The sequence below is a fragment of the Variovorax paradoxus genome, assembly GCF_040544635.1.
Taxonomy (GTDB): Bacteria; Pseudomonadota; Gammaproteobacteria; order Burkholderiales; family Burkholderiaceae_C; genus Variovorax; species Variovorax paradoxus_R.
Map to the genome: position 1 here is coordinate 48,498 of NZ_JBEPKJ010000018.1, position 21,420 is coordinate 69,917.

The window sequence follows — 21,420 nt, forward strand, 5'->3', positions numbered from 1 at the left end:
TGCAGGCCCGATGGGTAAAAACCCGGAATACACCGCGCCCGCAACTTTGTACTCTGTATACAGAGTTCAGAGAAAGACGATCCATGCCCGCCCACCTCGTCAGCATCGAAGCCGCGCCCGACCTTGTCGACCAGGTCTACCGCGCCCTGCTCGGCGCCATCAGCAGCGGCTCTCTGGCACCCGGCGAGCGCATCACGCAGGAAGACATCGCGCAGCGCCTTTCGGTGTCGCGCCAGCCGGTGCTGCAGGCGCTGCGCCTGCTCAAGAAAGACGGCTTCGTGCACGATGCACCGGGCCGCGGCGTGCTGGTGGCGCCGCTCGATGCCGAGTGGATGCGCAAGATCTACCAGGTGCGCGGCGCGCTCGACGTGCTGGCCGCGCGGCTCGCCGCACAGCAGCGCTTTCGCATCGACCCCAAGCTCATCGAGCGTGGCCGCCGCGCCGCGCGCGGGCGCAATGTCGAAGCCATGATCGATGCCGACATGGCCTTTCACCAAGCCATCTACGAAGCATCCGGCAACCCGCTGATCGGCCAGAGCGCCGACCAGCACTGGCGCCACCTGCGCCGAGCGATGGGCGCGGTGCTGCAGGCCGAGCCGCAGCGCGAATCGCTCTGGGACGAGCACGAAGCCATCGCTGCCGCCATTGCCGCCGGCCATGCGCAACGCGCCGCGCATCTGAGCGAGGAACACGTCGCGCAGGCCAGCGAGGCACTCAGCCGGCGGCTCGCGCAGCAACTTGCGCGCGCCGAATCCACCCTCACCCGCAAAGGAGACAAGGCATGAAGTTGACCCCCGAGCAACGCGCGCAGTTCGAGCGCGACGGCTACCTGTTCTTCCCCGGCCATTTTTCGGCCGAAGAAACCAAGGCGCTGACCGATGCGGTTCCCGATCTGTACAGCAAGCGCGAGGCCTTCAACGTGCGCGAGAAAGGCTCCGACGCGGTGCGCACGAACTTCGCTGCCCACCTGATCAGCGAGCCCTTCGCGCGGCTCGCGCGCCATCCGCGCATGGTGGGCCCGGTGATGGACCTCTTCGACGAAGAGGTCTACATGCACCAGTTCAAGATCAACGGCAAGATGGCCTTCGAGGGCCAGGTGTGGCAGTGGCACCAGGACTACGGCACGTGGCTCAACGACGACCTGATGCCCACCGAGCGCGCGATGAACGTCGCAATCTTCCTGGACGACGTGAACGAGCACAACGGCCCGCTGATGTTCATTCCGGGCAGCCACCGCAAGGGCGTGGTGGATGCGAAGCACGACCTCACGACCACGAGCTATCCGCTCTGGACGGTCGACAACGAACTGATCTCGCAACTGGTCGACCGTGCCGGAGGAAAGAACGGTGGCATCGTCTCGCCCAAGGGCCCGGCCGGTTCAATGATCCTGTTCCACAGCTGCCTCGTGCACGCCTCAGGCAGCAACCTCTCGCCCTTCAACCGCGTGGCGGTGTACTTGAGCCTGTGCGCCGTCAGCAACCACATTCGGCGCCACAAGCGGCCCGAGTACATCGCGCACCGGGACTTCACGCCCATCGAGATGCTGCCGGACGACTGTCTGCTGAAGCCCTATCCGGTCGAGGTGCCATGGAAGAACGGCCTGCCCGAAAGCGCGCTGCAGACTTCGCTCGAAGTCCTCGACACTGCGGAGGCCTGACCCCATGAGCCTTTACACCCGCCTGCAGCAGCGCGCCGCAGAAGGCCGCCCCATCCGCATCGGCCTGATCGGTGCCGGCAAGTTCGGTTCGATGTACCTCGCGCAGATTCCGCGCACGCCCGGCGTGCAGCTGGTGGCTATTGCCGATCTTTCGCCTGCCGCGGCGCGCGTCAATCTCGAACGTGTCGGCTGGGATCCGACCCGCGCTGGGGCGGGCTCGGTGCAGGAAGCGCTGAAGACCGGCACCACCTGGATCACCGACGACTGGCAAGCCGTGACACGCGAGCCCTCCATCGACATTGTGGTGGAGTGCACCGGCAACCCGGTGGCCGCGGTCGACCACTGCCTCGATGCCTTCGCGCACGGCAAGCACGTGGTCAACGTCACCGTCGAGGCCGATGCCTTCTGCGGCCCGCTGCTCGCACACAAGGCAAGGCAAGCCGGCGTGATCTATTCGCTGGCCTTCGGCGACCAGCCGGCATTGATCTGCGACCTGGTCGACTGGGCACGCACCTGCGGCTTTCCGGTGGTGGCGGCCGGCCGCGGCCACAAGTGGCTGCCGCATTTCACCGAATCGACGCCCGAAACGGTGTGGGGCAACTACGGCCTCACGCCCGAGCAGGCGCTGCGCGGCGGGCTCAACCCGAAGATGTTCAACAGCTTTCTCGACGGCTCCAAGCCGTCCATCGAAAGCTCGGCCGTGGCCAACGCCACCGGGCTCACCGTGCCTTCGGACGGCCTGCTGTACCCACCCGCGAGCGTGGAAGACATTCCCTTCGTCACACGGCCGCAGAGCGAAGGCGGCGTGCTCGAGCGCAAGGGCATGGTCGAAGTCATCTCCTCGCTGGAGGCGAACGGGCGAAAGATTCCCTACGACATCCGCATGGGCGTGTGGGTCACGGTCGAGGCGGAGACCGACTACATCAGGAATTGCTTCGAGGAATACAACGCCCACACCGACCCGAGCGGGCGCTATTTCACGCTCTACAAGCGCTGGCACCTGATCGGCCTGGAGGTCGGCATGTCGGTGGCCAGCGTGGCCTTGCGCGGCGAGCCCACGGGCGTCGCCACCTGCTGGAACGCCGACGTGGTGGCCACCGCCAAGCGCGACCTGGCGCCCGGCGAAATGCTCGACGGCGAAGGCGGCTACACCGTCTGGGGAAAGCTGCTGCCGGCCGAGCGCTCCATGGGCCTGGGCGGGCTGCCGCTCGGGCTGGCGCACAACGTCAAGCTGGTGCGCGCGGTGAAGAAAGGCCAGAGCCTGTGCTGGGCCGACGTGGCCATGGACACCTCCACCCATGCCTACAAGCTGCGACACGAGATGGAGGCAATGTTCGCCCCACCGGCACAGGCCAGGGCTGCCTGAGCTATTGCCATTGCGCCCGCGGGCGTTTGGGGAAAGAATAATTTGCTCGATGCGCGGGGCGCGTGTCGAAATGACAGGCTGCGAGCCGTCATTGTGGTGAGCGATCTTGCTCGGCAAGCTTTTCCTTGACGGAGAAACACCATGCAGTACATGTTGATGTTCTATCAGCCCGCAGCCGAATTCGAACAACGCGACGATCCCCCCTCGCTGGCCTACCGCGCCAGCTGGGTGGCCTACGCCGACGCCGTGCGCAAGACGGGTATCGCGCTCGGCGGCCATGGGCTGTTCCCGCCCATGACCGGCACCACGCTGCGCGTGCGCGGCGACAAGCGCCAGGTGCAGGACGGCCCCTTCGCCGACACCAAGGAGCAGCTCGGCGGCTACTTCGTGATCGACGTGCCCGACCTCGATGCCGCGCTCGAGTGGGCGGCCCGAGCCCCATGCGCCACCAGCGGCGGCGTGGAAGTGCGCCCCGTGTTCACGGCAACGGCGGCCACACCGTGAACGACTCGGCGGCCCGGCAGGCCGCCGAACGGGCGGCACGCGAGTCGTATGGGCGGCTCCTCGCGATCCTTTCGGCGCGCACGCACGACATTGCGGCATCCGAAGACGCGCTGGCCGATGCTTTTGCGCGTGCGCTCGAACGCTGGCCCGCCGACGGCATTCCCGATCAGCCCGACGCCTGGCTGCTGAGCGTGGCGCGGCACCGCAGGCTCGACGCATGGCGCCATACCCGTGTACAGGATGCGGCCACGCAAACCCTGCTGCTGCTGGCCGGCGAGGTGGATGTGGGCACCACCGACGGCGCGGCCGTACCCGACGAGCGCTTGCGCCTGCTCTTCGTGTGCGCGCATCCCGCCATCGACGCGGCCGCCCGTGCCCCGCTGATGCTGCAGACCGTGCTCGGGCTCGATGCGGCCCGCATGGCCGGCGCCTTCCTGACCTCGCCCTCCACGCTCGGGCAGCGGCTGGTGCGGGCGAAGGCGCGCATTCGGGCCGCGGGCATTCCCTTCGAATACCCGCAGGCTCGCGACCTGGCGCAACGGCTGCAGGACGTGCTCGACGGCATCTATGCCGCCTACGGCACCGGCTGGGACGACGTCGATGGCGCGGACACCTTGCCCCGCAACCTCACCGCGGAAGCGATCGACCTCGGCCGCATCCTTTGCAGCCTGATGCCGGACGAGCCCGAGCCGCTGGGGCTCCTGGCGCTGATGCTGTTCTGCGAGAGCCGCGCGGCGTCCCGGCGCAGCGAGGCCGGCGCCTATGTGCCGCTCGACCAGCAGGACATGGCGCGCTGGGACCCCGCACTGCTCGCGCAAGCCGAGGAGTGCCTGCGGCGCGCCTCAGGCATGCAGCGCATCGGCGCTTACCAGTTGGAGGCAGCCATCCAGTCGGCCCACTGCGAGCGGCGCGTGGGAGCACCGGTATCGCCCGAAGCACTGGTGGCGCTGTATGAGGGCCTGCTGGCCCTTCGGCCCAGCGTCGGCGCGCAGGTCAGCCTGGCCTGCGCCTTGGCGAACGCGCGCGGTCCGGACATCGGCCTGCAGGCGCTCGATGCCATCCCTGCGGACGAGGTGGCAAGCTATCAGCCGTTCTGGGCGGCGCGCGCGCACCTGCTTGCGGCGGGCGGGGCGCGCGCCGCCGCACGCCAGGCGTTCGACCGCGCCATCGGCCTGAGCACGAACGCGGCGGTGCGTGCGTATCTCAACGGGATGTCCGAGCGGCTCTGACTTTTCTGCGCGCCGGCCACAATGGCGGCATGCGTGCCTTGCTCACCACCTTCTCTTGGCAGGAACTGCGCCACCACCCTTGGCGCAATGCCGCGGCCGTATTGGCCGTGATGCTGGGCGTGGCGCTCGCGTTCTCGGTGCAGCTGATCAATGCCTCGGCCCTCGACGAGTTCTCGAGTGCCGTGAGGTCGGTCAACGGCCAGCCGGACCTCGAAGTGCGCGCCGTGCAAGGCAGCTTCGATGAAGCGGTGTTCGGGCGCCTCGCACAGCATCCGCAGGTAACGCTGGCGAGCCCGGTGCTCGAGTTCCAGAGCCTCGCATTGGCCGGTGCGCGGCAAGTGCCGATGCGCGTGATCGGTGTCGACGCGCTGGCGCTGCCGACCATCGCACCGGCCCTGATGCCGCAGCCCGGCAAGAACGCCGACCGCTTCGCGATGTTGGCGCCGGGCCATGTGTTTCTCAACGCATCGGCGCGCAACGTGCTGGGCCTGGCGGCCGAAGCCGTGGAAGGTGATGCCGAAACCGTGCAGTTGCGCAGCAGTGGGTCTTGGCAACGGCTCGAAGTCGCGGGCCACGTCGCCGCCACCGGCGCGGCGCTCGCGGTGATGGATATCGGCGCCGCGCAAGACCTGTTCGACAAGGTCGGCCAGCTCAGCCGCGTCGACTTGAGGCTTGCTCCCGGCACCGACCGGGCGACTTTTATCGCATCGCTGCAGCGGTCGCCGGGCTGGCCCGCGGGCTTGCAGTTCGCCGAACCGGGTGATGCGGCCGAGCGCGTGAGCAATCTCTCGCGCGCCTATCGCGTCAACCTGACGGTGCTGGCGCTGGTGGCGCTTTTTACCGGCGCATTTCTGGTCTTCTCGGTGCTGGCACTCAGCGTGGCCAAGCGTGCGCAACAGTTCGCGCTGCTCGGCGTGCTGGGCCTGACGCCGCGCGAGCGGCTGCGCCTGGTGCTGATCGAATCGCTGGTGCTGGGCCTGATAGGAAGCGCCGCCGGCCTGGCGCTGGGGACGGCGCTCGCAGCCTTCGCGCTGCGTGTGCTCGGCGGCGACCTGGGCGGTGGATATTTCCAGGGCGTGGCGCCTACGCTGCACTGGAGCAGCGGCTCGGCACTGCTGTACGGCGCGCTCGGCGTTCTGGCGGCGCTGGTTGGCGGCTGGTGGCCCGCGCGCGCGGCGCAGGCGCTGCCCGAGGCGCAAACGCTGAAGGGCCTGGGCGCCGCACCCGTGCAAAGCAAAAGCCACTGGCTGGCGCTCGGGCTCATTGCCGCGAGCGCGGGGCTGGCCAACATGCCGGCTGTCGGCGGCATTCCCGTCGCAGCCTATCTCTCGGTGGGCTGCCTGCTGGTGGGCGGCATCACCGCACTGCCCTGGCTGATTGCGCTGCTCTACGACCGCGTGGCGCCCATGTTCGCGCAGCGCGTGTTGCCGATGCTGGCCATCGAGCGCGCAAGGCGAATGCGCGGCACGGCGGCCGTGGCGGTCAGCGGCGTGGTCGCGAGCCTGAGCCTCGCGGTGGCGCTCACGGTCATGGTTGCGAGCTTTCGCGATTCGGTCACGCATTGGCTCGACGTGGTGCTGCCGGCCGATCTCTATCTTCGCGCCACCTCGAGCGGCCGCTCCGGCAATTCGGGCACGCAGAGCAGCAGCGACACGGCCACCTTCTCGCCCGCTTTCGTGCAGGCCTTGGCGCAACTGCCCGGCGTGGAACGCACCGGCACCCTGCGCACCCGGTCGCTGCAGCTCGACCCCGCGCAGCCTGCCGTCACGCTGATTGCGCGAAGCCTCGAAGGCGGCGCGGCGCAGGCGCTGCCGCTGGTGGGCCCCGCGCTACCGGTGCCTGCGGGGCAGATCGGCATCTACGTGAGCGAACCGATGGTGGAGCTGTACGGCGCGAAACCGGGCGCCCTCTTCGCGCCGCTTTCGTCTGCATTGGGCGTCGCAGGTTCCGGGCCGGTGGCGTTCTTCGTGGCGGGCGTGTGGCGCGACTATGCGCGGCAGTTCGGCGCTATCACCATGGACGCGCGCGATTTCGAACGCCTCACAGGCGAGCGCGAAGTAAGCGATGTGTCGCTGTGGCTTGCGCCGGGTGCGTCCGAAAGCACCGTGCAGGCTGCGATCCGCGAACTGGCGGCACGCCGCGGAAGCGCCGGGTCCGATTCGAGCATCGAGATTTCATCGGTCGGGCAGATCCGTGCGACCTCATTGCGCATCTTCGACCGCAGCTTCGCGGTGACCTACTGGTTGCAAGCGGTAGCCATTGCCATCGGTCTGTTCGGCATTGCGGCGAGCTTCAGCGCGCAGGTTCTGGCGCGGCGCAAGGAGTTCGGGCTGCTCGCGCACCTGGGTTTCACGCGGCGGCAGGTGCTGGCCGTGGTGGCGGGTGAAGGTGCCGCATGGACGGCCATCGGTGCCGTGGCGGGGCTCGTGCTGGGCTTGGCCGTTTCGGTGGTGCTGGTGAAGGTGGTCAATCCGCAGAGCTTTCACTGGACCATGGACTTGCTGGTGCCGTGGACGAGGCTGCTGGTGCTGTGCGGCGCGGTGGTGGTGGCCGGCACCGTCACCGCGTGGCTGGCGGGGCGGGCCGCGGCAGGCAAGGACGTGGTGCTCGCGGTGAAGGAAGACTGGTAAGGCGTCTATCTACCGCGCAGGTGTCAGTTGAATGCGCTCCACCGTCTCTTTTTCCACAGCCCCGCGGCTATAGACCAGCGGCACGTACTTGCCTTCGAGCCACAGCGGCGCAAGGTCGCGGTAGTTCGGACTGTCCGGGTTGCCCGACTGCCCGGGCGTGTTGATCACCCGAGAGGCATCCCAGTTGCCCACATCGAGCACCATCCGGAACGATGCCCCTGAAGTCAGCTTGTAGTCGCTGGCACGGTAGCTTGCCGCCATGGGCGTAAAGGCCGAACCCGACATCGGCCAGTCGCCGACCTCCAGCTTCTTGCGCGTGGCCGAATCGACCACGCCGCCGAGCGGGTGGCGGAACTCCGCGCGATGCAGCGCGCCCCACTTCCAGGCCGCCATGTCGGGCCCGAGCTTGGCGGTGAGCTCCTGCATGGCCGGCGGCAGCGTCTGCAACAGCAAGGCATCACGCTGCGCGTCGCTGACCCAGCCGGAGGGGTTTTCGAGCAACAGCACCATGCGCGTGTTGTCGCCGGGCGTAGCCAGCGATGCAGCGGCATCACCGGCACCGGCCTTGAGCACGGCGGTGCGCAAGGTCTTGCTGCTCCACACTTCGTACAGCGCCGCGGCGGCGCTGTCGCGGTGCATGGTGCCGTCCCAGCCCTGCAGCAGGCGCAGGCCGGCTGCTGTCTGGGCGTCCTCGCTGCGCAAGCCCGCCAGGAGTTTGAGCAGCCGCTGTGCGGGCGTCGCGACGATGTCGTTCTGCATGCGTTCCGAGTCCTCGATGGTGAAGCGCGAGCCCGCCGCCGCCTTTGCCGCGAACAACTCCTTGAGGCGGCGCGCGCGGGCCGCATCGCTCCATTCGTAGCCGACGCCTTTCTTTGCAGCCGGATGATCGGGCGGAATATTGTTCTCGTTCGCGGTCACCACGTAGCCGCGCGCGGGGTTGAACTCCGAAGGCAGTTCGTCGCCGTTGCGAAAGCCCGACCACTCGTAGCGGCCGTCGCCCGGCACCGGCATCAAGCCGTCCCAGTTGAGGCGGATGGGCGTAAGGCCGCCCGGCATCCAACCGACGTTGCCATTGCGGTCGGCATAGACCTGGTTCTCGCCGGGGGCGCCCCAGCGGTTCATGGCGGCGCGAAACTGGTCCCAGTTCTGCGCGCGCATGTAGTCCATGGAACCGAAGTACGGCGCCATGCCGGGCTCGAGCCACGCGGCCCGCAGCGCGAAGGCACGCTGCTTGCCGGGCTCGGACAGCAGCACCGGACCATGGCGGGTGAAGGTGTTCACCACCTCGCGCGGCGCGCTTTCGCCGCGCACCGTAATGCGCTCGGTGACGCTCGTCATAGGCTCCCAGCGGCCCTGGTAGCGGTACTCGCTCGGGTTCTGGGGATTCAGCTGGTACACGTACAGATCCTCCTGGTCCATGTAGAAGCGCGTGAGGCCGAAGGCGATGGTGCCGTTGTGCCCGATCGAAAGTCCGGGAAGGAAGGGCTCGCCGGCGCCGATGGCGTCCATGCCGGGCGCGCTGAGATGCGTCATGTAGCGCAGGCTCGGCGCACCATGGGCGCGGTGCGGGTCGTTGGCGAGAATGGGCCTTCCGGTGGACGTGAGCTTCGGCGCAATGACCCAGTTGTTGCTGCCATAGGCGGCTGTGGGGTCGCCTTGCAGTGCCTGCCGCTGCTGCTCTTCTTCGTCGGCGTTTCCTGCCACGGCTTCGGCGCTGCCCGGCGGCATCGCCACTGATGCGGCAGCCGCACCGGCCAGCCGCGTGTTCTCCTTGGTGAAGCGCGGCGACTCGGTGGCGCGCAGGTAGGCGGCGCGCAACTCGGCCGCCGGAATGGTGCAGGGATCGAAGCCGGGCGGCACCTGCGGCGTGACCGGCGGATCGAGTTCGCGGCGCAGCCAGTCCGCCTTGATGCCTTCGCTGCCAGCGCAGAAGGCGCGGGCACGGTCCACCTCGGACGTGAAGTTGAGCGTGAGGCCGTGGTGCCGGATTCGCACCACGTCTTCGGGCGACCAGGTGGCCGGCTGGTAGCCCAGCAGCGCAAACTCGGTCGGCAGCAGCGCCGGCTGCGCGCGCACCTGGGCGACATAAGCGTTGACGCCCGCGGTAAAGGCCTCGGCCACGCGCTTGGCATCGGAGCCGTAGGCCAGCCATTCGCGGTACATGTCGCCGCGATAGAGCACGGCGCGCGCGGCACGGTCGCCCTCGACCCATGCGGGGCCGAAGTCCTTCGCCATCTCGCCGAGGCCGCGCTTGCGCCAGAGGTCCATCTGCCAGAGCCGGTCGCGCGCGGCAATGAAGCCCTGCGCCACGAAGGCATCGTAGAGCGTGCCGGCATACAGGTGCGGCACGCCCCAGCGGTCGACCAGCACCTCGGCTGGTTTCTCGAGGCCGGGCACCGCGAACGACGACGGTGCACGCGGTGGCGTCTGCACACTCGGAGGCCCCGATGCGCAGCCCGCGAGCACGAGGGCCGCGAGCGCTGCGGCGCCAATGGAATGCCTTTGACCTAACGAGCGCCGCGACGTCGGGCGCAGGTGTCTTGTTCTCATGCGTCTTGTCTCCTGCCGGGTGGAATTTGGCAGCGCACAGTATCCCGATTTGCGCGTTCGCTGGGTGCTGCGAGGGATGACTTGTAGACTTCCTCCTACATGCAGCAAACACCCTCCTCCATTTCATGCGGCGGCTGGCTCGGCTCTGCCATACGCCGCATCGAAGCCGACTACCAGCGCAGCGCCGACACGCACCTGATTCCGCTGCCGCTGCCCTCGCTTGCCGCGGCCGGCATCGACCTGTACCTGAAGGACGAGTCGACGCACCCCACGGGCAGCCTCAAGCACCGGCTCGCGCGTTCGCTTTTTCTCTATGCGCTGTGCAACGGATGGGTGCGCGAAGGCACGACCATCGTCGAGGCCTCGAGCGGCTCTACGGCGGTGAGCGAAGCCTACTTCGCGCGGCTCCTGGGCCTGCCCTTCATCGCGGTGATGCCGCGCAGCACCTCGCCCGAGAAGGTGGCGCAAATTGCCTTCTATGGCGCGCGCTGCCACTTCGTCGATCATGCGGCGCAGGTCTACGAAGAGGCGCGCGCGCTCGCCGAGCAGACCGGCGGCCACTACATGGACCAGTTCACGTATGCCGAACGCGCGACCGACTGGCGCGGCAACAACAACATCGCCGAGAGCATGTTCCAGCAGATGGCGCGCGAGCGGCATCCGGTGCCGGCATGGATCGTGGTGGGCGCGGGCACCGGCGGCACCAGCGCCACCATCGGGCGCTATGTGCGCTTTCGCTGCCACGACACGCAGGTGTGTGTGCCCGACCCCGAAGGCTCGGTGTTCTCGGCCTATCACCGCACGGGCGACACCACGCTGACGGCGGCGGGTTCGCGCATCGAAGGCATCGGCCGGCCGCGCGTGGAGCCGAGCTTCATTCGCACGCTGGTCGACCGGATGATCGAAGTGCCCAACCTCGATTCGGTGGCGGCCATGCATGCGCTCTCGGCACTGCTGGGCCGCAAGGTCGGCCCCTCGACCGGCACCAACTTCGTCGGCATGCTGGCCATTGCACAAGAGATGCGTGCCGCCGGCCAGCAGGGTTCCATTCTTTCGCTTCTGTGCGATGCGGGCGAACGCTACCTGCCGAGTTATCACGATGCGGCCTGGGTGCGGAACGCATTCGGCGACATCGAGCCGGCGCAGCAACGCATGGACGCGCTGGTTGCGCAGTGATGCCCCCGCCTGCCTTCCACAAGCTCTCGCGCCGCAGCCTGCTGCTCGCGGCGTTGGCCGCTGCGCCCGCAAGCTGGGCCTTGCCCGAGCGCGCGCTGCAGTTCCCGCGCGACTTCGGCAGCCACCCCGATCTGCAAACCGAGTGGTGGTACATCACGGGCCACGCAAGGACCGCGGTAGGACGCGAGTTCGGCTTCCAGGTGACCTTCTTCCGCTCCCGCGTCAATGCGGCGCAAGGCATGCGATCGGCCTTCGCGGCCAGGAACCTCGTGTTCGTGCACGCAGCCGTCACCGACCTCGAAGGCCGGGTGCTGCTGCATGACCAGCGCATTGCGCGCGCGGGCTTCGGCGTTGCGTCAGCCAGCGAAGCCGACACCGACGTGCGCCTGCGCGACTGGTCGCTGGCGCGCAAGGACGGCAGCTATTCGGCGCGCATTTCCGCCGGCGAGTTCGCGCTCGACCTGCGTTTCACGCCCACGCAGCCGGTGCTGCTGCAAGGCAAGGGCGGGCTCTCGCGCAAGGGCCCGGAGGAAGCACAGGCGAGCTACTACTACAGCGAGCCCCAGCTCAAGACGCAGGGCACGCTCACGCTCAAGGGCCGGGCCTTCGACGTCGATGGCACCGCCTGGCTCGACCACGAGTGGAGCGAGGCGCTGATGCATCCCGAGGCGGTAGGCTGGGACTGGATCGGCATGAACCTGGACGACGGCAGCGCCCTCACGGCCTTTCGCCTGCGCCGCCGCGACGGCAGTGCGTTGTGGGCCGGCGGCTCGTTTCGCACACGCGATGGAGCTCTTCGCGTTTTCAACAACGACGAGGTGCGCTTCGACGGTGCGAATGCGTGGACCAGCCCGCGCACGCAGGCAAAGTACCCGACCCAGTGGCGCGTGCAGACCCCATCGGGAAACTTCGAGGTTCGCGCACTGCTCGACGACCAGGAGCTCGACAGCCGCGGCTCCACCGGCGGGGTGTACTGGGAAGGCGTGAGCGACCTGCTCGATGCGCAAGGGCGCCGCGTCGGGCGGGGCTATCTGGAGATGACCGGCTACGCCGCACCGCTGCGGCTCTGAGGCCGCACAGCCTGCCTTTGTCATCACGCCGTCATGCCGGGCCTCTGAACTCGGCCTTCGACATTGCACGATGGACGTGCGTCAAGGCTTGAATGAACAGACCCCGGGTCGTCGCGCTGCTGATGGTTTTCCTGGCCGTTGCGGGTCTCGCGTGGGCATTCGCAGCGGCGCGCCCTGCGCCAGCCGCGGTCGGCTCGCAGCTTGAAATCCGCTGGCACGGCAACGGCATCATCCTCCAGGGTGCGGTGAGGGACGCGGCCACGCAACATGTGCTGGTGGAAGGCGCGACCGCGCGGCTCGGCGGCGAAGCCGACCAGGTGGTGGACTGGCTGGACATCGTGCCCGCGGCGCTGCCCGTTGCGAACGCCGAGGCACTCGCCGGCCTGATTCGCCTTGGGCAAGAAGGCTGGCATCTCCAGCGGCACGCCGCCGATGCATCGCTGGCCGTGCAATCGCCCGGCGACGAGCGCAGCGTGCAGGCGAGGGAACTGCTGCAACGCGCCTTCGGCCCCGACGTGGCCGTTCGCCTCGTCTCCCTGCCCTGACGGCTCCGCCGCCCGGGCGGTCATGGTGACGTCATCTGCCTTGTCCAGCATGCGCTGCATTCCACCAAAGAGGAGAGGCTCATGCACGCATCGTTGAAACATCTCGCCGTGGCGGGGGTTGTCCTGGCCACGTTGTCCGCTTGCGGCGGAAGCAGCAATTCGAACGGGTTCATTCCGTTTGTTCCGGCGCCTGCACCGGCTCCCGCGCCGCCAGCACCGCCCCCTCCTGCTCCGGCCACGCCCGGCAGCGTGGACGTGAAGCTCATTGCCTTCAACGACCTGCACGGCAACCTCGAGCCGCCCAGGCTTTCCATCACCGCCCCGGCCAGCGGCGGCGGCACGGTGCCGGTGCCTGCCGGCGGCGCCGCCTACCTTGCCTCGGCCATTGCGTCGCTCAAGGCCAAGAACGAAAACAATGCCGTGGTCTCCGCCGGCGACATGATCGGCGCCTCGCCGCTGGTCTCGGCGCTGTTCCTCGACGAGCCGACCATCGAAGCGGTGAACGCGATGAAGATCGACTTCAACGCGGTCGGCAACCATGAGTTCGACAAGGGCCAGACCGAACTCCTGCGCATGAAGAACGGCGGCTGCGCCAAGAACACGCCGCTGGAGCCCTGCCGGGTCAACAAGGCCTTCCCGGGCGCGAACTTCGGCTTCCTGGCGGCCAACACCGTGAAGACCGACGGCAACACGCTCTTTCCCGCCACGGGCATGAAGACCTTCACGAAGGACGGCGCCACCGTGAAGGTGGCGTTCATCGGCATGACGCTCAAGGGCACGCCGAGCATCGTGACGCCGGCCGGCGTTGCGGGCCTGAGCTTCAAGGACGAAGCGGACACGGCCAACGCGCTGATTCCGCAATTGAAGGCCGAGGGCGCCGACGCGATCGTCGTCGTGGTGCATGAAGGCGCCACGACCACGGTCGGCTACAACGACAAGAGCTGCGCCGGGCTGAGCGGCGACATCCTGCCGATACTCAACAAGCTCGACGCTTCCGTGGACGTGGTGATCTCGGGCCACACGCACCGCTCGTACATCTGCGACTACGCAAAGACGAACCCGGCCAAGCCCTTCCTGCTGACGAGCGCCGGCCAGTACGGCACCTTGCTGACCGACATCAACCTGACGATCGACACGCGCACCCGCAAGGTCACGGCCAAGACGGCCGACAACGTGATCGTGCAAGGCGAGGCCTACACCAGCGGCGCCAACACGGTCGCGCTGACCGACCAGTACCCCACGTTCGGCAAGAACCAGGAAGTGGCCGCGCTCATCAGCCAGTACCTTGCCATCGCCGCCCCGCTGGTGCAGCGGGTGGTGGGCACGCTCTCCGGCCCGGCCACGCGTACCCAGACAGCATCCCGCGAAAACGTGCTCGGCAACCTGATTGCGGATGCGCAGCTCGATGCGACCAGCCCCAGCAACAAGGGCAGCGCGCAAATCGCCTTCATGAACCCGGGCGGCGTGCGGGCCGACCTCGTGCCGGCCAACGACGGCAGCGTGACCTATGGCCAGATCTTCAGCGTGCAGCCCTTCGGCAACAGCCTGGTGGTGAAGACGATGACCGGCGCGCAGATCAAGGCCCTGCTCGAGCAGCAGTTCAACAGCGGCACCAACACGGTCGCCGCGCCGAGGGTGCTGCTGCCTTCGCGCAGCCTGAGCTACAGCTACAGCCTCTCGGCGCCCGCGGGCTCCCGCATCAGCAACATGGCACTCAACGGAACCGCGATGACCGACGGCACCAGCTACCGCGTGACGATGAACAGCTTCCTGGCCACCGGCGGAGACAACTTCACGGTGTTCAACCAGGGCACGGACACGCTGGGCGGCGACCAGGACGTGGATGCCCTGGAGGCCTACATCAAGGCGAACAGCCCGCTGGCACCGCCCGCGACCAACCGCATTACCGTGGTGCCCTGAGCGGGCTTGCGCCATCGAGCGGCTCGACTGGGGCGGCCTGCCTGGACCGCTACGACCGGCCGCACACACTGTTCTACATGGACCCGCCGTACTGGGAGACCGAGGGCTATGACGTCATGTTCCCCTGGGCGCAGTACGAGTGTGGATGACCTGGCTGAACCGAGCAATATCGACGAGTTCCTCGATCTGATCCAGGGTGTGCGCAACAACCTGTTTGCGGAGCGCGCCAAACTCTTGGAGGCGTTTCCGAGTCACCAACCGTAGAGCGCAGAGGAACCGGAAGCTGGGGCGGGCCGCTTCAGTCTGCCGCGAAAAGCTGCACGGGGCGTGACAAATTGCCGATCTCCCCACAGCCGCTAGCAGCCACCGTAGTCTTTTGGTTGACTGGTGGGCCATGCCCGCGCCGATAAGATGCTGCGGGATCGCCGCTCGGTCGGTCGAAAAGGGAGAGAACTCATGTCAACCATCGGTCAGTTGAGCCGCCTTGTTCTGCGCACCGTACGCCAACCGACGACAAATTATTCCTCAAGGAGGTCGCATGGCAGTTCAAATTGACACAGACGGAATGATCATTCACGCGAGAGTCCGCAGTGCTCGCAGCCAAATCATTGAACGGGGCAGGCGGAGCGTTCCGATCACCGGCATCATCGTGCACCAGACCGATGCGGATACTGCAGCATCCTCGCTGAGCAGCTACACACGTCCCAGGCCAATGGCGCACACTTTCTCATCGACACCAATGGAACCATTTACCAGACGGCCGCGATCTACCAGCGCACGAATCATGTCGGGCCATTGAGGGCGAGGTGCCTTCTCACGGGCAGATGTATGCCGGCATACGGCCCCAAAAATTCAGGTGTAGACGCGATGCACCGCATTGAAATGACCAAACCGCCTAGCGACCGCTACCCGAGCAATATGGAAGCCATCGTTGAGATGGTCGGCAGAGCCAGGTTGCCACTGGGTTTCAGGGCCCCAGACCCTCGCAAGCAGCGATCTACGGAACAGCTACGCGGAGAATTTGGCGTCTACGACACGCCAACCGCAGCTCAAAATCAATCGCTCTCGTGGCTTGTCAAGGCGCTTGAAGACTCCATGCAGATCGCGCCGAGCGAGGTTTTTCGTCATCCAGATGCCAGTAGGAAGAACCCAACGGAGGCGCAGGGAGCGAATTGGAATCTCCCCGTCACGGCCCCATGAACAAGACCAACGTCTTGGCAGTCGCGCTGCTCTTGGCATCAGCGGTCTGCGCTACTCACGCGGCTGACAAGCGATACCCTGTCGCGTATGTGAAGAAGATTGAAATCACTGAACCTTCGATCCGGTCCGCTTGGGAAAGGAAGGATTTCCTAGACTGTGACGACGTTGTCTTGACCGAAGACGACGTTCTCTACGCATTGCGTCACATGCGGAGGGTCTCCGAAAAATCTTATTACAGCGAAGATACGGAGAGGACGGGATGCTTAGGGGGCGCACGAGTCTTTTTTAAGAATGGCAAAGCCATCACTATCGGCATTGAGCCCTCAGGTCGAATAAACACATTTGAGCTGAATGCAAAACTAGAGCCCGCTGGTCGTCCAGAGACCTACTACGAATGCGAGCCCTGCGCGTCACGAAAGATGGCGCTTCTCAAAGATGCCCTGAATCGGGCAGATGAACGCCGACTCAAGCGACTGGAGGCAGAAGGCCAGATTCCCCCAGGTCAGGCAGAACCACGGCTCAAGGCGCTGCGAGAAAGTCGCGAGCCCAACCCATCCAAGAACTGAAACGCGCACTGCCTGAATTCCCGTGCCCGGGTATTCAGGCACCGGGCTGGGGCGCCTGTTGCCGAAGGGCGCACTCTGGGCCATTGCTCGGCCAAGAAGGCTTCGGGGGCTGTCGAACTGGCGTTAAATGCTGGATCAAATCAAGTGCCTGCCCGGATCAATCCAAACGTCGCGCTTCAGGCTTTCTTGCCTTTGCGGCGGTCGAGGAAAGCGATGACCTCGCCCATGACGCCCTTGCGGAATGCGAGCACGCAGATCACGAAGATCAGGCCGGTGACCATGGTCACCGACTCGCCGAGCGTGTTGAACCAGTCGACACCGGTGAGGCGCGCCATGAAGGTGCCGAAGTCACCGACCTTGTTCTCCAGCAGCACCACCACGGCCGAACCTACCAGCGGGCCGGAGAGCGTGCCGAGGCCGCCCACCAGCGTCATGAGGATCACGTGGCCCGATGCGGTCCAGTGCACGTCGCTGAGCGAAGCGAAGCCGAGCACCAGCGTCTTGAGCGACCCGGCCAGGCCCGACAGCGCGGCCGAAATCACGAAGGCCAGCAGCTTGAAGCGGTTGACGTCGTAGCCGAGCGAGATGGCGCGCGGCTCGTTCTCCTTGATGCCCTTGAGCACCTGCCCGAATGGCGAATGCACGGTGCGCGCAATCAGGAGGAAGGCCGCGACCACGATCGCGAGCGCAACGTAGTACATCGTGAGATCGTTGCTCAGATCGACGACGCCGAAGAGCTTGCCGCGCGGCACGCTCTGCAGGCCGTCTTCGCCGCCGGTGAAAGGCGCCTGCAGCACGACGAAATACATCATCTGAGCCAGCGCCAGCGTGATCATCGAGAAGTAGATGCCCTGGCGGCGGATGGCCAGCCAGCCGAACACCAGCCCCAGCAGCGCGCCGGCCAGCGTGCCCATGATCAGGCCGAGCTCGGGTGTGAGATGCCAGACCTTGAGCGCATGGCCCGTGAGGTAGGCCGAGCCGCCCAGGAACGCGGCATGACCGAAGGAAAGCATGCCGGTGTAGCCCAGCAGCAGGTTGAACGCGCAGGCGAACAGTGCGAAGCACAGCACCTTCATCACGAACACCGGATAGAAGCCTATGAAGGGCGCGGCAATGAGCGCCAGCAGCAGCACACCGTAGACGACGAGCGATATTTTCTTCATGGACTTCACTTCTCGCTGCCGAACAGGCCGGCCGGACGAATCAGCAGCACCACGACCATGATCACGAACACCACGGTGGCCGAGGCCTCCGGATAGAACACCTTGGTCAGCCCCTCGATCACGCCGAGCCCCAGGCCCGTAAGGATGGCCCCCATGATCGAGCCCATGCCGCCGATGACGACCACCGCGAACACGATGATGATGAGGTTCTGCCCCATCAGCGGCGAGATCTGGATCACCGGCGCGGCGAGCACGCCGGCGAAGGCCGCCAGCGCCACGCCGAAGCCGTAGGTCAGCGTCACCATCAACGGCACGTTGACGCCGAAGGCCTCGACCAGCCGCGGGTTCTCGGTGCCCGCGCGCAAGTAAGCGCCGAGCCGTGTTTTCTCGATGGCGTACCAGGTGGCAAAGCACACGACGAGCGACGCCACCACCACCCACGCGCGGTAGTTGGGCAGGAACATGAAGCCGAGGTTGGTGCCTCCGCTCAGCGCCTCGGGCGTGCTGTAGGCCAGCCCGGACACGCCGTACACCGAACGGAAGCCGCCTTCGATCAGCAGCGTGAGGCCCAGCGTGAGCAACAGGCCGTAGAGGTGGTCGAGCTTGTAGATCCAGCGCAGCAGCAGCCGCTCGATCAGCACGCCGAACAGGCCCACGATCAGCGGCGCCACCGCCAGCATGACCCAGTAGTTGACGTTGAAATAATTCATCGCCATCCACGACAGCACCGCCCCCATCATGAACAGCGCACCGTGCGCGAAGTTGATGACGTTGAGCAGCCCGAAGATCACCGCCAGCCCCAGGCTCAGGATCGCGTAGAACGACCCGTTGACCAGCCCCAAAAGGAGCTGGCTCAACAGGGCAGGCATAGAGATGTTCATCGTGGAAACAGGTTCAGAAGGCCGTCAAGGACCGGGAGGCGGGTAACAGTTACTTCCAGAGCGCGCAGGTGCTCTCTTCCTTGGTCGTGTAGACCTGGTCGCCCGGCACCTTCTTGACGATCTTCAGCAGGTCCCACGGGCCCTTGGATTCCGAAGGCTTCTTGACCTCGGCCAGCAGCATGTCGTGCACCATGCGGCCGTCCGGGCGAATCACGCCCTTGGCGTAGAAGTCGTTGATCGGCGTCTTCTTGAGGTGAGCCATGACCTTGTCGGCGTCGGTGCTCTTCACGGCTTCGACGGCCTTGAGGTAGGCCATGGTGGCCGAGTAGTCCGCCGCCTGGATGTCGGTCGGCTTGTTCTTGGTCTTGGCTTCGTAGCGCGCGGCCCACTTGCGCGACTCGTCGTCGGCGTCCCAGTACCAGCTGGTCGTGTGCAGCAGGCCCTGCGTGGCCGGCAGGCCCAGGCTCTTCACGTCGGTGAGGAACACCAGCAGGCCCGCAACCTTCATCGACTTGTCGATGCCGAATTCCTTCGATGCCTTCATCGAATTGATGAAGTCGCCGCCCGCGTTGGCCAGGCCCAGCACCTGTGCCTTGGAGCTCTGCGCCTGCAGCAGGAACGACGAGAAGTCCGACGCATTGAGCGGCGCACGCACGGTGCCCACCACCGTGCCGCCCTTGGCCTTGACGACCTTGGCGGTGTCGGCCTCGAGCGCATGGCCGAAGGCATAGTCGGCCGTCAGGAAGAACCAGCTCTTGCCGCCCGTGTCGACCACGGCGCCGCCGGTGCTCTTGGCGAGCGCCACGGTGTCGTAGGCGTAGTGCACGGTGTAGGGGCTGCACTGCGCATTGGTCAGCGCCGAGGTTGCCGCGCCGTTGGTGAAGAACACGCGCTTCTTCTCTTGCGCCACCTTGGCCGTGGCCAGCGCCACGCCCGAATTGGTGCCCGCGAAAATCATCGTGGCACCGGCCGTGTCGATCCACTCGCGCGCCTTGGAGGCCGCAATGTCGGGCTTGTTCTGGTGATCGACGCTCAGCACTTCCACCGGCTGGCCGAGCACCTTGCCGCCCATGTCGTCGATGGCCATCTGGATGGCCGTTGCGCCGCCCTTGCCTTCCAGGTCGGCATACAGGCCCGAGAGGTCGCTGATGTAGCCGATGACGACCTTCTCCTGCGCCTGCACGGCATGGCTGGCAAGACCCGCGGCTCCGAGCATGAGAGCAATGATTTTGAGCTTGGTTTGCATGGTGTCTCCTGGGATGGTTGAGAGAGTCAACGGAAAAACGGTTGGCGCGGCCGCGGCTACACGCCCAGCAGCTCGCTGAGCACGGGCATCTTGGCGTCGAGTTCCTTGGCGCCGAAAGCCTCGACCATGCGGCCGTGCTCCATCACGTAGAAGCGGTCGGCCAGCGGCGCGGCGAAACGGAAGTTCTGCTCCACCATCACGATGGTGTAGCCCTTGGCGCGCAGGGTGTGGATCATCCGGGCGAGCGCCTGCACGATCACCGGCGCCAGGCCTTCGGAAATCTCGTCGAGCAGCAGCAGCTTGGCGCCGGTGCGCAGGATGCGCGCGACCGCCAGCATCTGCTGCTCGCCGCCCGAAAGCCGCGTGCCGGGGCTGTTGCGGCGCTCGGCCAGGTTGGGAAACATCTCGTAGATTTCGGCCACCGACATGCCCGGCCCCGCGCCCTTGAGCGCGGGCGGCAGCAGCAGGTTTTCCTCGGCCGAGAGGCTGGCGAAGATACCGCGCTCTTCCGGGCAATAGCCGATGCCCAGGTGCGCGATGCGGTGCGTGGCCATGCCGATGGTCTGCACGCCATTGACTTCGATGCTGCCCTTGCGGGAGCCGGTCAGCCCCATGATGGCGCGCAGCGTGCTGGTGCGCCCGGCGCCGTTGCGGCCGAGCAGCGTGACGACTTCACCCGGCTGCACGACCATGTCGACGCCGTGCAGCACATGCGATTCGCCGTACCAGGCGTGGAGGCCTTTGATTTCCAGGGCGGCGGTCATCGGGTCTCCTGCCGGGCCGCCCCAAAGGGGGCCCGCGCCCCCTCGGGGGGCAGCGCATACACGAAGTGAGGAGCGTGGGGGCTCATATCAATGGGCCCCTTGCAGTTGGCCGTCGGTAGTGCCCATGTAGGCTTCCATCACCTGCGGATTCTTCGAGACCTCGGCATAGGGCCCTTCGGCCAGCACGGCGCCGCGCTGAAGCACGGTGATGGTGTCTGCAATGGTCGAGACCACGCTCATGTTGTGCTCGACCATCAGGATGGTACGGCCGGCCGACACGCGCTTGATGAGTTCGGCCACGCGGTGCACGTCTTCGTGGCCCATGCCTTGCGTGGGTTCGTCGAGCAGCATGAGTTCGGGATCCATGGCCAGCGTGGTGGCAATCTCGAGCGCGCGCTTGTGGCCGTACGGCAGATTCACCGTCAGCTCGTCGGCCTCGTGTGCCAGGCCGACTTCATCGAGCAGTTCGCGGGCACGCGCATTGAGCGGTTCGAGCGATTTCTCGCTCTTCCAGAAGTGGTACGAAGTGCCGAGCGCGCGCTGCAGCCCGAGGCGCACGTTCTCGAGCAGCGTGAGGTGCGGAAACACCGCCGATATCTGGAACGAGCGGATGATGCCGCGCCGGGCAATTTGCGCCGGCCGCTCGCCCGTGATGTCTTGCCCGTTGAACAGGATCGTGCCGCTGGTCGGCTCGAGAAATTTGGTGAGGAGATTGAAGCAGGTGGTCTTGCCGGCGCCATTGGGCCCGATGAGCGCGTGGATCGAGCCGCGCACGACCTGCAGGTTGACCTTGCTGACCGCGGTGAACCCTTTGAATTCCTTGGTGAGCTGGCGTGTTTCGAGGATGACGTCGCTCATCTCGCGAAGTCGCCCAGGGTCAGGAAAGATATGTCGGTCATGCGGTCCATCTCATGCGCCACTGTCGAGCGCGGCCTGATTGTTCGTGGGCGACC

17 protein-coding genes and 2 pseudogenes are annotated in these 21,420 nt (G+C 66.4%); 13 read left to right on the forward strand and 6 right to left on the reverse strand.

All coding sequences use genetic code 11. The features are described 5' to 3' along the window. Positions 1 to 83 precede the first annotated feature (83 nt). The 6 genes from ABIC94_RS25265 to ABIC94_RS25290 all read left to right on the forward strand — a co-directional run bounded on the left by ABIC94_RS25265 (position 84) and on the right by ABIC94_RS25290 (position 7,386). Complete coding sequence (locus ABIC94_RS25265; protein ID WP_354375740.1) at positions 84 to 785, forward strand: GntR family transcriptional regulator; 702 nt, start codon at positions 84 to 86, stop codon at positions 783 to 785. Beyond that, positions 782 to 1,657, forward strand: a complete 876-nt coding sequence (locus ABIC94_RS25270; RefSeq protein WP_354375741.1) for a phytanoyl-CoA dioxygenase family protein — start codon at positions 782 to 784, stop codon at positions 1,655 to 1,657. The genes ABIC94_RS25265 and ABIC94_RS25270 overlap by 4 nt, the downstream gene beginning before the upstream one ends. A 4-nt stretch (positions 1,658 to 1,661) precedes the next feature. Then, positions 1,662 to 3,023 carry an NAD(P)H-dependent oxidoreductase gene (locus tag ABIC94_RS25275; protein ID WP_354375742.1) on the forward strand — a complete coding sequence of 454 codons (1,362 nt, stop codon included), beginning with the start codon at positions 1,662 to 1,664 and terminating at the stop codon, positions 3,021 to 3,023. A gap of 141 nt (positions 3,024 to 3,164) precedes the next feature. Beyond that, a complete protein-coding gene (locus ABIC94_RS25280) occupies positions 3,165 to 3,527 on the forward strand; it encodes a YciI family protein (protein ID WP_354375743.1) in 363 nt (120 codons plus the stop codon). Next, positions 3,524 to 4,756 carry an RNA polymerase sigma factor gene (locus ABIC94_RS25285; RefSeq protein WP_354375744.1) on the forward strand — a complete coding sequence of 411 codons (1,233 nt, stop codon included), beginning with the start codon at positions 3,524 to 3,526 and terminating at the stop codon, positions 4,754 to 4,756. Before ABIC94_RS25280 ends, ABIC94_RS25285 begins: the two co-directional genes overlap by 4 nt. 29 nt (positions 4,757 to 4,785) lie before the next feature. After that, the gene (locus tag ABIC94_RS25290; RefSeq protein ID WP_354375745.1) at positions 4,786 to 7,386 is read left to right on the forward strand and encodes an FtsX-like permease family protein; all 2,601 of its coding nucleotides are present in this window, start codon (positions 4,786 to 4,788) and stop codon (positions 7,384 to 7,386) included. A gap of 9 nt (positions 7,387 to 7,395) precedes the next feature. Here the strand turns inward: ABIC94_RS25290 and ABIC94_RS25295 are convergent, their stop codons facing one another. Continuing rightward, positions 7,396 to 9,936: a penicillin acylase family protein gene (locus tag ABIC94_RS25295; protein WP_354375746.1), complete on the reverse strand. Its 2,541-nt coding sequence runs from the start codon at positions 9,934 to 9,936 to the stop codon at positions 7,396 to 7,398. A 99-nt stretch (positions 9,937 to 10,035) separates the two neighbouring features. Here ABIC94_RS25295 and ABIC94_RS25300 point away from each other — a divergent pair, with 99 nt between their 5' ends. The 7 genes and pseudogenes from ABIC94_RS25300 to ABIC94_RS25330 all read left to right on the forward strand — a co-directional run bounded on the left by ABIC94_RS25300 (position 10,036) and on the right by ABIC94_RS25330 (position 16,413). Beyond that, entirely contained in the window at positions 10,036 to 11,112 is a 1,077-nt protein-coding gene (locus ABIC94_RS25300; RefSeq protein ID WP_354375747.1) for a PLP-dependent cysteine synthase family protein, read from the forward strand. After that, positions 11,112 to 12,182, forward strand: coding sequence for a carotenoid 1,2-hydratase (locus tag ABIC94_RS25305; protein WP_354375748.1), 1,071 nt, complete (start codon positions 11,112 to 11,114; stop codon positions 12,180 to 12,182). The genes ABIC94_RS25300 and ABIC94_RS25305 overlap by 1 nt, the downstream gene beginning before the upstream one ends. A gap of 92 nt (positions 12,183 to 12,274) precedes the next feature. Continuing rightward, positions 12,275 to 12,727 (forward strand): hypothetical protein, encoded by a 453-nt coding sequence (locus ABIC94_RS25310; protein ID WP_354375749.1) that lies wholly within the window; start codon positions 12,275 to 12,277, stop codon positions 12,725 to 12,727. Positions 12,728 to 12,808: 81 nt separating this feature from the next. Then, a complete protein-coding gene (locus ABIC94_RS25315) occupies positions 12,809 to 14,647 on the forward strand; it encodes a bifunctional metallophosphatase/5'-nucleotidase (protein WP_354375750.1) in 1,839 nt (612 codons plus the stop codon). A gap of 13 nt (positions 14,648 to 14,660) precedes the next feature. Then, positions 14,661 to 14,787 (forward strand): annotated as a pseudogene (locus ABIC94_RS25320) (DNA adenine methylase); the annotation flags it as partial. Positions 14,788 to 15,185: 398 nt separating this feature from the next. Beyond that, positions 15,186 to 15,847: pseudogene (locus ABIC94_RS25325) on the forward strand (peptidoglycan recognition protein family protein). After that, positions 15,844 to 16,413 carry a hypothetical protein gene (locus tag ABIC94_RS25330; RefSeq protein ID WP_354375751.1) on the forward strand — a complete coding sequence of 190 codons (570 nt, stop codon included), beginning with the start codon at positions 15,844 to 15,846 and terminating at the stop codon, positions 16,411 to 16,413. Before ABIC94_RS25325 ends, ABIC94_RS25330 begins: the two are co-directional and overlap by 4 nt. A gap of 176 nt (positions 16,414 to 16,589) precedes the next feature. Here the strand turns inward: ABIC94_RS25330 and ABIC94_RS25335 are convergent, their stop codons facing one another. The 5 genes from ABIC94_RS25335 to ABIC94_RS25355 all read right to left on the reverse strand — a co-directional run bounded on the left by ABIC94_RS25335 (position 16,590) and on the right by ABIC94_RS25355 (position 21,325). Continuing rightward, on the reverse strand, positions 16,590 to 17,576 hold the full coding sequence (locus ABIC94_RS25335) for a branched-chain amino acid ABC transporter permease (protein ID WP_354375752.1): 987 nt from the start codon (positions 17,574 to 17,576) through the stop codon (positions 16,590 to 16,592). Positions 17,577 to 17,581: 5 nt separating this feature from the next. After that, on the reverse strand, positions 17,582 to 18,457 hold the full coding sequence (locus ABIC94_RS25340) for a branched-chain amino acid ABC transporter permease (protein ID WP_354375753.1): 876 nt from the start codon (positions 18,455 to 18,457) through the stop codon (positions 17,582 to 17,584). A gap of 49 nt (positions 18,458 to 18,506) precedes the next feature. Further along, positions 18,507 to 19,703, reverse strand: coding sequence for an ABC transporter substrate-binding protein (locus ABIC94_RS25345; protein ID WP_354375754.1), 1,197 nt, complete (start codon positions 19,701 to 19,703; stop codon positions 18,507 to 18,509). Positions 19,704 to 19,759: 56 nt separating this feature from the next. Next, positions 19,760 to 20,467, reverse strand: coding sequence for an ABC transporter ATP-binding protein (locus ABIC94_RS25350; protein ID WP_354375755.1), 708 nt, complete (start codon positions 20,465 to 20,467; stop codon positions 19,760 to 19,762). Between the two features lie 87 nt (positions 20,468 to 20,554). After that, positions 20,555 to 21,325: an ABC transporter ATP-binding protein gene (locus ABIC94_RS25355; protein WP_354375757.1), complete on the reverse strand. Its 771-nt coding sequence runs from the start codon at positions 21,323 to 21,325 to the stop codon at positions 20,555 to 20,557. Positions 21,326 to 21,420: the final 95 nt, after the last annotated feature.

Bases quoted from the DNA above. Each gene is read 5' to 3' on its own strand.
- ABIC94_RS25265 (WP_354375740.1), top strand. From the start codon at position 84: ATGCCCGCCCACCTCGTCAGCATCGAAGCCGCGCCCGACCTTGTCGAC.
- ABIC94_RS25270 (WP_354375741.1), top strand. From the start codon at position 782: ATGAAGTTGACCCCCGAGCAACGCGCGCAGTTCGAGCGCGACGGCTAC.
- ABIC94_RS25275 (WP_354375742.1), top strand. From the start codon at position 1,662: ATGAGCCTTTACACCCGCCTGCAGCAGCGCGCCGCAGAAGGCCGCCCC.
- ABIC94_RS25280 (WP_354375743.1), top strand. From the start codon at position 3,165: ATGCAGTACATGTTGATGTTCTATCAGCCCGCAGCCGAATTCGAACAA.
- ABIC94_RS25290 (WP_354375745.1), top strand. From the start codon at position 4,786: ATGCGTGCCTTGCTCACCACCTTCTCTTGGCAGGAACTGCGCCACCAC.
- ABIC94_RS25295 (WP_354375746.1), bottom strand. From the start codon at position 9,936: ATGAGAACAAGACACCTGCGCCCGACGTCGCGGCGCTCGTTAGGTCAA.
- ABIC94_RS25300 (WP_354375747.1), top strand. From the start codon at position 10,036: ATGCAGCAAACACCCTCCTCCATTTCATGCGGCGGCTGGCTCGGCTCT.
- ABIC94_RS25305 (WP_354375748.1), top strand. From the start codon at position 11,112: ATGCCCCCGCCTGCCTTCCACAAGCTCTCGCGCCGCAGCCTGCTGCTC.
- ABIC94_RS25310 (WP_354375749.1), top strand. From the start codon at position 12,275: ATGAACAGACCCCGGGTCGTCGCGCTGCTGATGGTTTTCCTGGCCGTT.
- ABIC94_RS25315 (WP_354375750.1), top strand. From the start codon at position 12,809: ATGCACGCATCGTTGAAACATCTCGCCGTGGCGGGGGTTGTCCTGGCC.
- ABIC94_RS25330 (WP_354375751.1), top strand. From the start codon at position 15,844: ATGAACAAGACCAACGTCTTGGCAGTCGCGCTGCTCTTGGCATCAGCG.
- ABIC94_RS25335 (WP_354375752.1), bottom strand. From the start codon at position 17,576: ATGAAGAAAATATCGCTCGTCGTCTACGGTGTGCTGCTGCTGGCGCTC.
- ABIC94_RS25340 (WP_354375753.1), bottom strand. From the start codon at position 18,457: ATGAACATCTCTATGCCTGCCCTGTTGAGCCAGCTCCTTTTGGGGCTG.
- ABIC94_RS25345 (WP_354375754.1), bottom strand. From the start codon at position 19,703: ATGCAAACCAAGCTCAAAATCATTGCTCTCATGCTCGGAGCCGCGGGT.
- ABIC94_RS25350 (WP_354375755.1), bottom strand. From the start codon at position 20,467: ATGACCGCCGCCCTGGAAATCAAAGGCCTCCACGCCTGGTACGGCGAA.
- ABIC94_RS25355 (WP_354375757.1), bottom strand. From the start codon at position 21,325: ATGAGCGACGTCATCCTCGAAACACGCCAGCTCACCAAGGAATTCAAA.